Origin of the sequence: Alistipes dispar (assembly GCF_006542685.1) — a bacterium.
Lineage (GTDB): Bacteria > Bacteroidota > Bacteroidia > Bacteroidales > Rikenellaceae > Alistipes > Alistipes dispar.
Genome location: NZ_AP019736.1, coordinates 2,893,777 through 2,906,342, shown reverse-complemented (window position 1 = coordinate 2,906,342; position 12,566 = coordinate 2,893,777). Strand labels below are relative to the sequence as shown.

Genomic DNA, 12,566 nt, shown 5'->3' with positions numbered 1-12,566 from the left:
TTATTTCTCCTCTTTCTCGTTTTTAGCATCTTCGAGTTCGGCGCGCACGGCCCACTGCGGATCGGGGTCCAGTTCCACCGGCTTGACCTTCTCCTGAAGGGTCTGGAAGACGATGAACAGCGTCGGCACGAGGAACAGCAGCGCCAGCGTACCCACGATCATACCGCCTACGACGCCGGCGCCGAGGGTCGAGTTGCCGTGAGCGCCCACGCCCGATGCGGTCATCAGCGGCAGCATACCGAATACGCAGGTGAGCACCGTCATCAGAATAGGACGCAGACGGGCCTTGGCTGCCGATACGGCGGCCTGCGTGAGCGACATGCCTGCGGCGCGGCGGTCGGCGGCGTACTCCGTGATGAGGATGGCCGTCTTCGACAGCAGACCGATCAGCATGATGATACCCGTCTGGAGATAGATGTTGTTCTCGAGTCCCATGGCCTTGGCCAGCAGGAACGAACCCATCAGACCGCACGGAACCGACAGAATGACGGCGAACGGAACGAAGAAGCTCTCGTAAAGGGCGCTCAGGATCAGGTAAATGAGCAGGATACAGATACCGAAGATAATCGCCGTGTTGTTCGTCGTCTGGCTCTCCTCGCGCGTGATGCCGTCGAATTCGTATCCGTAGCCTTTCGGCAGGAGCTGTTCGGCGGTTTCACGGACCGCGGCGATCGCTTCGCCGGTCGAATAGCCGCTGGCGTTCGTACCGTTGATGGCGATCGAGTTGTAGAGGTTGAAGCGGTTGAGCACCTCAGCGCCGTAGGTCTTCGTCAGCGTGGCGAACTGGCTTACGGGAGCCATCTCGCCGCTGTCCGTGCGCACGAAGACGTTGTTGAGCGACTCGGCGTCGAGACGATACTTCGGATCGGCCTGGATGATGACGCGGTAAACCTTCGAGAAGCGGTTGAAGTACGACACGTACTGTCCGCCGTAGTATCCCGAGATCGTCGAGAGGATCGACGTGGGCGAGATGCCGGCACGCTTGGCCTTCGCAGCGTCGATGTCCACCATATACTGGGGGAAGGCGATATTGAAGGTCGTGACGGCACGTTCGAATTCCGGACGCTGGTTCAGCGCGCCGATGAACTGCTGCGAGACGTTGAAGAAGTCCTCCGTGCTGCCGCCAGCGCGGTCCTGCAGGTGCATCGAAATGCCGTTGCCCGTACCGTAACCCGTAATCATCGGGGGAGCCATGGCATAGACCTGGGCCTTCTTGATATCGGCCGTGAGGGCGTAGATCTGTCCGATGACGGCCTGCACGCCGTCCGATTTTTCAGGACGCTCGTCCCAGTCCTTGAGCTTGATGATACACATACCGTACGAGGGGCCCTGTCCGGCGATTATACCGTATCCGGAGATGGCGTTGAAGTCGCGGATCTGCGGGATTTTCTCCAGACGGCGGCTGATTTCCTCCATCACGCTCGTGGTCTCGGCCAGTGACGAACCGGGGGCCAGCGTGACGTTCACCATCACCGTACCCTGGTCCTCGTCGGGAACCAGACCCGTCTTCGTGTTGTTCATCAGCACGATCAGCAGGCCGAATGCCAGCGCGAGCGTGGACCACATGAGCCACTTGTGCTTGATGAAGAGCAGCACGCCGTGCTTGTATTTCTTGACCATGACGCCGAACGCGGCGTTGAAGGCCTTGCGGAAGCGTGCGGCGAAGTTGTCGCGCATCTCGCCGTTCTCGTCGAGATACGGCTTCAGGATCAGGGCGCAGAGCGCCGGCGACAGCGTGAGGGCGTTCACGGCCGAAAGACCTACGGCCACGGCCATCGTGATACCGAACTGCGTGTAGAACGTACCCGACGTGCCGCCCATCATGGTTACGGGGATGAACACGGCCATGAAGACGAGCGTCGAGGTGATGATGGCCGACGTGATGCCCGACATGGCGTCGATGGTGGCCATGTACGAAGACTTGTAGCCCACGTCGAAGCGCGCCTGGACGGCTTCGACGACGATGATGGCGTCATCGACGACCGTACCGATCGCCAGCACGAGGGCGAACAGCGTCAGGAGGTTGATCGAGAAGCCGGCCAATGCGAGGAAGCCGAACGTTCCGATCAGGGCGACGAAGATGGAGATCGTGGGGACCAGCGTCGAGCGGATGTCCTGCAAGAAGACATACACCACCAGTACGACGAGGATGATGGCTTCGATCAGGGTCTTCAGCACCTCGTTCATCGAGGCGTAGAGGAAGTCCGTCACGCTCATCAGGTCGGTGATCTCGATGCCTTTCGGCAGCTCGGCGCGGCATTCGTCGAGCAGGGCGTTGATGTCGCCGACGATCTGCGTGGCGTTCGTACCGGCGGTCTGGAAGATCATGGCCGACACGCCCGGGTGACCGTTCACCTTGCCCGAGTAGGCGTACGATTCGTCGCCCATCTCCACTTCGGCCACATCCTTGAGTTTCAGAACGCTGCCGTCGTTCAGCGAGCGGATCACGATTTCGCCGAACTCCTCCGGGGTCATCAGACGGCCGCGGTACTTCATCGTGTACTGGAACGTGTTGTCCGAATTCTCGCCCAGCGAACCGGTGGCCGCCTCGATGTTCTGTTCGGAGAGTACGCCCGTGATGTCCGACGGGACGAGGTTGTACTGCGCCATCACGTCGGGCTTGAGCCAGATTCGCATTGCGTAGTCGGCGCCGAGCACGAAGCACTCGCCTACGCCCTGGATACGTTTGATGCGCGGTTCGATGTTGATGGAGAAGTAGTTGGCGAGGAAGCCCTCGTCATACGTGTCGTCGGGGCTGCTGATGGAGATCACCTTCAGCATCGAAGTCTGACGCTTCATGGTCGTCACGCCGATCTGCGTCACCTCGCCCGGCAACTGTCCCGTGGCCGTGGCCACCTTGTTCTGGACGTTCACGGCCGCCATGTCCGGGTCGGTTCCCTGGCGGAAATAGACCGTGATCGAGGCGCTGCCCGAGTTCGAGGCTTCGGACTGAATGTACATCATGTTCTCCACGCCGTTGATCGCCTCCTCGAGGGGTACGATCACCGACTTCTGGATCGTTTCGGCGTTGGCGCCCGGATAGGTGGCGCTCACCATCACCGTCGGAGGCGCGATATCGGGGTACTGCTCCACGGGCAGCGAAGCCAGACCGATGATACCGGCTATGACGATTACGATTGAAATGACCGACGCCAGAACGGGCCGTTCGATAAAATGCTTGAGTGTCATACGTTATTCCTCCTTTTCGGTTTCGGTTTGAGCGGCTCCGGCTGCTGCGGGCTTCTCGGTTTCCGCGGCCGGTGCGGCCGTCGGCTGCGTCTTGGCCACGATTTCCGTGCCCTCGCGGAGCAGGCCTACGCCTTCGGACACGATCTGCTCGCCCGGGGTGAGCCCTTCATTGACGATATACTCCTTGCCGTTCGATATCTTCTCCACGGAGATCATCTTCGACGAGGCCTTGCCGTCCACAATATTATATACATAGACTTTGTCCTGAATCTCGAACGTCGCGCTCTGCGGGATCACCACGACGCCCTTGAACTCGTTGGGCAGGATGACGGATCCGTTGCTGCCGCTGATGAGCAGACCGCTCGGGTTGGGGAATGCCGCGCGGCACTGCGCCACACCCGTCGAGGAGTCGAGCACGCTGCTGATCGCCTCGATACGGCCTGCCTGATCGTAAACCGAACCGTCGTTGAGCCGCAGTTGCACCTCGGGCATGGCCTTGAGCACTTCGCTCATCGAGCCGTACTTCCGGATGAGGTTCTGGAGATGGTTTTCCGTGATAGAGAAATAGACGTACATCACCGAGTTGTCCGAGATGGTGGTCAGCGGCTGCGGAAGCGAAGCGCTTACCAGCGCGCCCGCACGGTAGGGAATCGTGCCGGCCACGCCGTTCGACGGAGCCTTCACTACCGTATAGGAGAGGTTGTTGGCCGCGTTCACGCGCTGTGCCTCGGCCTGTGCCAGCTGCGCCTTGGCGGTGAGCAGGTTGTTCTCGGCCGTCGAGAGGTCGTACCGCGAGACTACCTGCTTGGCGAACAGCTCCTTCTTGCTGTCGTAGGTGAGCTGTGCGGTGGCCACGCCGGCCTCGGCTGCGGCCACGTTGGCTTCGGCCGTCTGGAGAGCCGCCTTATAGGGAACCTGGTCGATGATAAAGAGGGTCTGGCCCTTCGATACGGTTTGTCCTTCGTTGAAGCAGACCTCCGTGATCGTGCCGGAAACCTGCGGATAGATCGCAATGTCCTGACGTCCGTTGATCTTGGCCGAGTAGTTGCTCGGGATCGTGCGGTCGGTGGTGGCGATGGTCATTACGGGGTACTGACCGGGCCCCATTTCCGTCGGGGCCTGTTTGCACGCGACGGTTGCCATGCAGCTTGCCACGAGGGCAGCTTTCACAAATGTTTGTCTCATAATTCCTCTTTATAAATGTACTAAAAAACTTTTTCAGGTGCAAAAGTACCCTATTATAACGCATTCGATATCTTAATATTGCGAATAGTGTTGGTAATTTTCGGAATAAAATATTCTCTTTTCCGCAAAATTGCGCTATTTTTGTTCGAAAAAAGAATTTCAGATGGTTTCGCGTAATCCGATAATGACCACTCCCGAGGAGCAGTTCACGGTCGGCGAGTCCGATTTCGCCTTTTTCGGCAGTTGCCCCTACCGCATCGAGGGCGGTGCGCTGCTCTTCTGCCGCGGCGGCAGCGCCGTGGCGACGATCGACCAATACCGGGGGGAGGTGCGGGCCGATACGATGCTCCTGCTGCTTCCCGGTTCGGTGTTCCTGCTCGCGGATCGGTCGGCGGATTTCCGGGTTACCTACTGCGCCTTCTCGCTCGATCTGTTCTCCGAGGCGGCCTTCCGGCTCGATCCGGCCTTCTTCGCCGCGCTGCGCGAGCAGCCGATCGTACGGCTTCACCCGCGGCTCGTGGAGGGCGCTTCGATCTGGTTCCAGATGGCCGGCTACACCTACCGCGACCGGGACAACATGTTCCGTAACACGATCATCAGGAACCGGTTGCAGAATGTGCTGCTGGAGGCATTCGACAAGATGCAGCGGTTCGGTTCCCGGCGGCAGGCCGTGTCGGAGACGACCACGCGGCAGACCGAGCTGTTCCACCGCTTCGTCTCGCTCGTGCACGAGAACTGCGCGCACGAACGCGAAGTGACCTTCTATGCCGACCGGCTCTGCATTTCGACCCGCTACCTCTCGACGATCGTGCGTAGCATCGCCCATACGACGGCCAAGGAGTTCATCGACCGTTCGGTGATTCTGGAGATCAAGATGCTTTTGCAGTCCACCGACCTGTCGGTGCAGGAGATCGCCTACCGGCTCCATTTTCCGGACCAGTCGTATCTGGGGCGTTTCTTCAAGAAGCACACGGGAGAATCCCCCACCGAGTACCGGAATACGAAGAAGTGACGGCGCAGGAACCTCTCCCGCGGCCGTCCGGGCGGTTCCTTTGCGGAAGGCCCTTTTGCGGACGGTGCGGCGGGCGTCTCCGTCCGTGAAAAGGGGCCGGCGTCTCCGCTCCCGCGGGATTCTCCGGATTTGCGGCATAATAAATGCGATTGGAAAAACGTTCGATAACGATCCGTTAATCTCAGCCGTACATGAAAATCACTCTTTTCGGGACACAACCTTACGACCGTGAGTCGTTCGACCGCATCCGCGATGCGTACGGATTCGACGTGACCTATCACCGCAGCCATCTCAACGCCGGGAACGTAGCGTTGGCCGAAGGGGCCGACGTCGTCTGCATCTTCGTGAACGATACGGCCGACGCCGCGACCGTCGCACGCCTCTCGCAGTTGGGCGTGCGGCTGATCGCCCTGCGCTGCGCGGGTTTCAACAACGTGGACCTGCTCTCTGCGGCGCAGCACGGGATTCCCGTGGTGCGGGTCCCCGCCTACTCGCCTCATGCCGTGGCGGAGCACGCCGTGGCGCTCATGCTGTCGCTCAACCGCAAAATCCATCGCGCCTATTGGCGCACGCGGGACGGGAATTTCTCTCTCCACGGTTTGCTGGGCTTCGATCTCTACGGCAAGACGGCCGGCATCGTCGGCACGGGCCGGATCGCCCGTGAGCTGATCCGCATTCTCCGGGGCTTCGGCATGGAGGTCATCGCTTACGATCTCTGTCCCGACGAAGCGTATGCCGCGGTGGCCGGGATCGCCTATGTGCCGCTCGACGAGCTGTACGCGCGGGCGGACATCGTTTCGCTGCATTGTCCGCTGACCGATCGGACGCGCTACATGATCGGGCCGGAGGCCATCGGGCGGATGAAGCCGGGCGTCATGCTCATCAACACGGGCCGCGGGCAGCTGATCCATACCGGGGCGCTGATCGACGGGCTGAAACAGAAGAAGATCGGTGCGGCGGGGCTGGACGTTTACGAGGAGGAGGCCGCCTATTTCTACGAAGACACCTCGGACCGGATCATGAGCGACGACGTGCTGGCGCGCCTGCTGTCGTTCAACAACGTGATCGTCACTTCGCATCAGGGGTTCTTTACACGTGAAGCGTTGGATAACATAGCGCGTACCACGATGGAAAATATCAGGGAGTTCGCTGCCGGAGAGCCGCTCACGAACCGTGTGAGCGCCGGGGCGTGAACCGCCCGCGATCCGTTCAATCAATCAAAAAATACCGTCTTATGAAGAAAATCGTGCTGCTCCGCCACGGCGAGAGCGAATGGAACCGGGAGAACCGTTTTACGGGCTGGACCGATGTGGATCTGAGCGAAAAGGGCGTCGCGGAGGCCGCCCGGGCCGGAGAGACGCTCCTTCGGGAAGGCTTCCGTTTCGGATGCGCCTATACCTCCTTTCTGAAAAGGGCCGTCCGGACGCTCGACATCGTGCTGGACAGGATGAACGAAGACTGGATTCCCGTGACGAAGAGCTGGAGGCTCAACGAGAAGCATTACGGCATGTTGCAGGGGCTGAACAAGCGCGAGACGGCCGAGAAGTACGGCGACGAGCAAGTGCATGTCTGGCGTCGCAGTTACGACGTGGCCCCCGAACCGCTCGCGGCGGACGATCCGCGCAATCCGCGTTTCGATCCCCGCTATGCGGGGGTTCCTGCGGCCGAGCTGCCTGCCACCGAGTCGCTGCGGGACACCGTCGCCCGTACGATGCCCTACTGGCAGTGCGAGATTCTGCCGTCGCTCGCCCGGTACGATCAGGTGCTGGTCGTGGCCCACGGCAACAGCCTGCGCGGCATCGTCAAGCACCTGAAGGGCATCTCCGACGAGGCCATCTCGGAGTTCAACCTGCCGACGGCCACTCCCTATGTTTTCGAGTTCGGCGAGGGGCTGAATTGCGTGAAGGACTATTTCCTGGGCGATCCGGACGAGATCGCCCGTCTGATGCAGGCCGTCGCCGATCAGGGCCGGGCCTGACGCCGTCGGTCCGGAGCCGTTCCGCCCCGTGCCGGATTTTCCGGCGCGGGGCTTTTCCGTGTGTTCCGGAACGTGCGGTCCGACAGACGATCGGTGCGGTCCTGCCGGACGGGATGCGGCGCGTGAGACCGCGCAGGCTATGATTTTGGGGGATTCATCATATTTAACTATATGGGTTGCACTCCGTGCGGGAAGCGTTATCTTTGCACTCCCAAAAAACGAAAACATGAAAGACAGTATCGACTTCGGCAGCATGGAGATTCCGCGGTTGTTCCGCAAACTGCTGATCCCTACCGTTCTGGGAATGGTTTTCTCGGCGGCGTTCGTCATCACGGACGGCATTTTCGTCGGCCGCGGCGTCGGCAGCGACGCGCTGGCGGCAGTCAATATCACGGCGCCGCTGTTCCTCATCAATACGGGCGTGGGACTGATGTTCGGTGTCGGCGCTTCGGTCGTGGCGTCGATCCACCTCGCACACGGAAAGGTCAAGACGGCGCGGATCAACGTGACGCAGGCCGTTGTCGTTTCGTCGCTGCTTCTCGTGGCATACAGCCTCGCGATCTGTCTGTTCGCACCCGGCGCGGCGCGGCTGCTGGGCAGCTCGGAACGCCTCATGCCGCTCGTGCTGGAGTACATGTATTGGTTCGTGCCTTTTCTGCCCTTCAGTGCGCTGCTCAGCTCGGGCATGTTCTTCGTGCGGCTCGACGGGGCGCCCAACTATGCGATGCTCTGCAATGCCGTTCCGGCGGTCATCAATATCGCGCTCGACTACGTTTTCATCTTCCTCTTCGGCTGGGGCATGTTCGGCGCGGCGCTGGCCACGAGTCTCGGCTATGTGGTCGGCGCGGGGATGATCCTCGTTTACCTGAGCCGGCGGCGCAACGTCATCCGTTTCTGCCGGGTGAAGACGAGCCGCAGGAGTCTCCGGCTGACCCGCCGCAACGTGGGATACATGTGCCGGCTGGGGCTCTCGACCTTCCTCTGCGAGGGAGCCATCGCCGCGATGATGTTCACGGGCAACTACGTTTTCATCCGTTACCTGGGCGAGGACGGCGTGGCGGCGTTCAGCATCGCCTGCTACTTCTTTCCGATCATCTTCATGGTCTATAACGCCATCGGGCAGTCCGCGCAGCCGATTCTGAGTTACAATTTCGGCGCCGGCAACGCTGAGCGCGTGCAATCGGCCTTCCGGCTGGCGATGATGACGGCCGTGCTGCTGGGGCTCGCCTTCTTCATCCTGACCGCGCTGTTCAGCCGTCAGATCGTGGGGATGTTCCTCGACGAGGTCTATCCCGCTTACGGCATCGCTGTCGGAGGTCTGCCGCTCTTCGCTTCGGGGTTCGTCTTCTTCGCCTTCAATATCGTCTCGATCGGTTATTTCCAGAGCGTCGAACGCGCCCGGCCCGCCATGACGGTTACCCTGCTGCGCGGCTTCGTGCTGCTGGTGGCCTGCTTCGTCGCCTTGCCGCCGCTGCTCGGTGTCCGGGGCATCTGGCTGGCCGTGCCGTGCTCCGAAGTGCTGACGGCCGTGGCCGTCGTGGCGATCTTCCGCCGTGGAGCGCGCCGCGCCCGGTATTGACGGATGCCGTTTTTCCCGCACCGTACCGGGCTTTGCCGGATTATTTGTATCTTTGCCCCCAAACGACCGTCTTTTTATGGAGAAAGTGTTGATTATCGACGACGAAACGCAACTGCGGGGACTGCTCGCGCGGATCATCTCGCTCGAGGGCTATGACGTGGCCCAGGCGGAGGATTGCGCTGCGGGGCTGAAGCTGCTCGAACGCTATGCGCCCGACGTGGTGCTGTGCGATGTTAAGCTGCCCGACGGCAACGGCGTGGACATGGCGGCGAAGATCAAGGCGGCCGCCCCGGAGGTCGAGGTGATTCTGCTGACGGCCTACGGCAACATTCCCGACGGCGTGCAGGCCATCAAGAACGGGGCGTTCGATTACATCACCAAAGGCGACGACAACAACAAGATCCTGCCTCTGCTCGCCCGGGCGATGGAGAAGGTCCGGATGCAGCGGCGGTTGCAGCGCCTCGAGAAGCAGAACGGCGACGCCGTGTCGTTCGACGGCATCGTGGGTTCGTCGGCTCCCATGCGCGAAGCCGTGGCGCTGGCCCGCAAGGTGGCGGGTACGGACGCTTCGGTGCTGCTGACGGGCGAAACGGGCACGGGCAAGGACGTTTTCGCCCGGGCGATTCACGGCGGCAGCTCCCGCAGCCGGGAGAATTTCGTGGCGGTGAACTGCGCGGCCTTCACCAAGGAGTTGCTCGAAAGCGAGCTTTTCGGCCACAAGGCAGGGGCCTTCACCGGCGCCGTGAAGGACAAGAAGGGACTGCTCGACGAGGCCGACGGCGGTACGTTGTTCCTCGACGAGATCGGCGAGATGGCGCCCGAGTTGCAGGCCAAGCTGCTGCGCGTGCTCGAGAACGGCGAATACATCCGCATCGGCGAGACCCGGGCCACGAAGACCGACATCCGCGTGATCGCCGCCACGAACCGCGACCTGACCCGGGAGATCGCCGAAGGGCGTTTCCGCGAGGACCTCTTTTACCGTCTTTCGGTCTTTACGATCCGCCTGCCGTCGCTGGCCGACCGTCCGGAGGACATCGAGGAGTATGTCCGGCATTTCGTCGGGCAGTTCTCGCAGCGCATGGCGTGTCGGATCGTGTCGATCGACCCCGAATACGTGCGGCTGATGCGCCGTCACGCATGGCGCGGCAACGTGCGTGAACTGCGCAACGTCGTGGAGCGGAGTATGATCATGGCCGAGGACGGCCGCCTTACGGCCGGGGACCTTCCCGCCGATTTCCAGGGTGCGGAGAGCGGCGATGCGGACGACCCCGTGTCGCTGGGCGACATGGAGCGGCGGCATATCGCGAAGATTCTGAAGTACACCGGCGGCAACAAGACCGAGGCGGCGCGGTTGCTGGGCATCGGCATCGCCACGCTTTACCGCAAGATCGACGAGTACGGCATCGGCAGGTAGCGCGTCCCGGACTTTTCCATTTTGAGAGGGCGATCCTATCGTTTTGATAGGACCGCCCTCTCGCTTTTTTTCGTCTGATTCGAATCTTTCTGGTGATACACAGCGTGTTGTGATTTTCGGCGCGCTGTGGCACATTCTTTATACTACGTGGGGCACGAAACGAAAGATGCTGTTATGACGATCGGATGGATACTTATAGCGATGGGCGGCCTGGGGGCCGTCTGCCTGTTCCACCGTATGATGTGCGGATTCGTAACCCTAATGTATAATTCAAAAAAGGAAAGAAGATGAATGAAGTCTTGATGTTCGTGCTGCTGGCAGCGCTGGGAAGCCTCTGCTATTGGCTCTACTTCGCATGTGTGAAATGGTTTGAAAAAATTTAAGGAGGAAAAGTATGTTTGTCGGTTTACTTGTTTTGAGCCTCGCGATCTTCATTTACTTGATGTACGTGCTGGTGAAACCCGAGAAGTTCTAACGATTAAAAAAAATAGTTGAATAGATGAATACGGAGATTTTAGGTGTCATTCTGCAATGGGTCGCCCTGGTGGTGCTCTGCTATCCGCTGGGACGCTACATTGCCAAAGTATATCGCGGGGAGCGCACGTGGCTCGACTTCATGGCTCCCCTCGAGCGCGGAATCTACAAGGTGTGCGGCATCCGCGAGGACGAGGAAATGGATTGGAAGCAGTTCCTCAAGGCACTGCTCATGGTGAACCTCTTCTGGTTCTTCTGGGGCATGCTGCTGCTGGTGTTCCAGGGCTATCTGCCGATGAATCCCGACGGCAACCCGGGCCAGACGCCCGATTTGGCCTTCAATACCTGCATTTCGTTCATGGTGAACTGTAACTTGCAGCATTACAGCGGCGAGTCGGGTCTGTCGTATTTCACGCAGATCTTCGTCATCATGCTCTTCCAGTTCATCACCGCGGCCTGCGGCATGGCGGCTATGGCCGGCATCATGAAGGCGCTGGCGGCGAAGACCACGAAGACGATCGGCAACTTCTGGGTTTACCTCGTCAAGAGCACGACCCGTATCCTGATGCCGCTCTCGCTGCTCGTTGGTATCCTGCTGGTCATCAACGGCACGCCGATGTCGTTCGACGGCAAGCAGACCCTGACGACGCTCGAAGGTCAGGAGCAGGTCATTTCGCAGGGCCCCACGGCGGCCATCGTGCCCATCAAGCAACTGGGTACGAACGGCGGCGGTTATTTCGGTACGAACTCCGCCCATCCGCTCGAGAACCCCAACGCCTTCACCAACATGCTGGAGTGCTGGTCGATCCTCATCATCCCGATGGCCATGGCCTGGGCGTTCGGATTCTATATCCGCCGCCGCAAGCTGGCCGGCTGCATCTTCGGCGTGATGCTCTTCGCCTTCACGGCAGGTATTCTGATTTCCGTGCCGCAGGAGATGGGCGGCAACCCCAATATCGACGAAATGGGCATCGCGCAGGACCGCGGCTCGATGGAGGGCAAGGAGATCCGCATCGGCTCGGCCGCTTCGGCCATGTGGGGCATGGTGACGACCGTCACCTCGAACGGTTCGGTGGACTCGATGCACGATTCGCAGACGCCGCTGAGCGGTATGATGCAGATGCTCAACATGCAGATCAACTGCTGGTTCGGCGGTGTCGGCGTGGGTTGGATGAACTACTTCGCGTTCCTCATCATCGCCGTCTTCATCAGCGGTCTGATGGTGGGCCGCACCCCCGAGTTCCTGGGACACAAGGTCGAGGCGCGCGAGATGAAGATCGCCACGATCGTCGTCCTGCTCCACCCCTTCCTCATCCTGGTCGGCACGGCTTTCTCGTCGGGGCTGATCGCGGCCGATCCGTCGCTCGGATGGCTTAACAATCCCTCGTTCCACGGTTTCAGCGAAATGCTCTACGAATACACCTCGTCGGCGGCCAACAACGGTTCGGGCTTCGAGGGGCTGGGCGACAACACGCCGTTCTGGAATATTTCGACCGGTATCGCGCTGATCTTCGGCCGCTACCTCCCGATCGTCGGACAGGTGGCCATCGCGGGTCTGCTGGCTTCGAAGAAGTACATTCCCGAAAGCGCCGGTACGCTGAAAACCGATACGGCGACCTTCTCGCTGATGACCTTCGCCGTCATCGTGATCGTGGCCGCACTCGCGTTCTTCCCCGCTCAGGCTCTGGGCCCGATCGCCGATTACCTGACCGCCGTTGAGTTCTAATTCTAATTC

General features: G+C 60.6%; 9 protein-coding genes. 7 read left to right on the top strand and 2 right to left on the bottom strand.

From position 1 onward, the window contains the following. Both FME97_RS12105 and FME97_RS12100 read right to left on the bottom strand, forming a co-directional pair. The gene (locus FME97_RS12105) at positions 1–3,189 is read right to left on the bottom strand and encodes an efflux RND transporter permease subunit (RefSeq protein WP_141429860.1); all 3,189 of its coding nucleotides are present in this window, start codon (positions 3,187–3,189) and stop codon (positions 1–3) included. A gap of 3 nt (positions 3,190–3,192) precedes the next feature. Beyond that, the gene (locus FME97_RS12100; RefSeq protein WP_141429859.1) at positions 3,193–4,374 is read right to left on the bottom strand and encodes an efflux RND transporter periplasmic adaptor subunit; all 1,182 of its coding nucleotides are present in this window, start codon (positions 4,372–4,374) and stop codon (positions 3,193–3,195) included. Between the two features lie 163 nt (positions 4,375–4,537). Between FME97_RS12100 and FME97_RS12095 the strand changes: the two genes are divergently transcribed. From FME97_RS12095 to kdpA, 7 genes are all read left to right on the top strand, one after another. Further along, on the top strand, positions 4,538–5,386 hold the full coding sequence (locus tag FME97_RS12095) for an AraC family transcriptional regulator (protein WP_141429858.1): 849 nt from the start codon (positions 4,538–4,540) through the stop codon (positions 5,384–5,386). A 191-nt stretch (positions 5,387–5,577) separates the two neighbouring features. Continuing rightward, complete coding sequence (locus tag FME97_RS12090; RefSeq protein WP_141429857.1) at positions 5,578–6,579, top strand: 2-hydroxyacid dehydrogenase; 1,002 nt, start codon at positions 5,578–5,580, stop codon at positions 6,577–6,579. Between the two features lie 41 nt (positions 6,580–6,620). Then, positions 6,621–7,364: a 2,3-diphosphoglycerate-dependent phosphoglycerate mutase gene (gene gpmA, locus FME97_RS12085; RefSeq protein ID WP_141429856.1), complete on the top strand. Its 744-nt coding sequence runs from the start codon at positions 6,621–6,623 to the stop codon at positions 7,362–7,364. A 226-nt stretch (positions 7,365–7,590) separates the two neighbouring features. Next, positions 7,591–8,943: an MATE family efflux transporter gene (locus FME97_RS12080; protein ID WP_141429855.1), complete on the top strand. Its 1,353-nt coding sequence runs from the start codon at positions 7,591–7,593 to the stop codon at positions 8,941–8,943. A 76-nt stretch (positions 8,944–9,019) separates the two neighbouring features. Continuing rightward, a complete protein-coding gene (locus FME97_RS12075) occupies positions 9,020–10,357 on the top strand; it encodes a sigma-54-dependent transcriptional regulator (protein WP_141429854.1) in 1,338 nt (445 codons plus the stop codon). A 394-nt stretch (positions 10,358–10,751) separates the two neighbouring features. Further along, a complete protein-coding gene (kdpF, locus tag FME97_RS12070) occupies positions 10,752–10,832 on the top strand; it encodes a K(+)-transporting ATPase subunit F (protein WP_141430044.1) in 81 nt (26 codons plus the stop codon). 24 nt (positions 10,833–10,856) lie between these two features. Further along, positions 10,857–12,557 (top strand): potassium-transporting ATPase subunit KdpA, encoded by a 1,701-nt coding sequence (gene kdpA, locus FME97_RS12065; protein ID WP_141429853.1) that lies wholly within the window; start codon positions 10,857–10,859, stop codon positions 12,555–12,557. The last annotated feature ends 9 nt before the right edge of the window (positions 12,558–12,566 follow it).

Coding starts and splice junctions, on each gene's coding strand:
- FME97_RS12105 (WP_141429860.1), bottom strand. CDS start 3,189: ATGACACTCAAGCATTTTATCGAACGGCCCGTTCTGGCGTCGGTCATT.
- FME97_RS12100 (WP_141429859.1), bottom strand. CDS start 4,374: ATGAGACAAACATTTGTGAAAGCTGCCCTCGTGGCAAGCTGCATGGCA.
- FME97_RS12095 (WP_141429858.1), top strand. CDS start 4,538: ATGGTTTCGCGTAATCCGATAATGACCACTCCCGAGGAGCAGTTCACG.
- FME97_RS12090 (WP_141429857.1), top strand. CDS start 5,578: ATGAAAATCACTCTTTTCGGGACACAACCTTACGACCGTGAGTCGTTC.
- gpmA (WP_141429856.1), top strand. CDS start 6,621: ATGAAGAAAATCGTGCTGCTCCGCCACGGCGAGAGCGAATGGAACCGG.
- FME97_RS12080 (WP_141429855.1), top strand. CDS start 7,591: ATGAAAGACAGTATCGACTTCGGCAGCATGGAGATTCCGCGGTTGTTC.
- FME97_RS12075 (WP_141429854.1), top strand. CDS start 9,020: ATGGAGAAAGTGTTGATTATCGACGACGAAACGCAACTGCGGGGACTG.
- kdpF (WP_141430044.1), top strand. CDS start 10,752: ATGTTTGTCGGTTTACTTGTTTTGAGCCTCGCGATCTTCATTTACTTG.
- kdpA (WP_141429853.1), top strand. CDS start 10,857: ATGAATACGGAGATTTTAGGTGTCATTCTGCAATGGGTCGCCCTGGTG.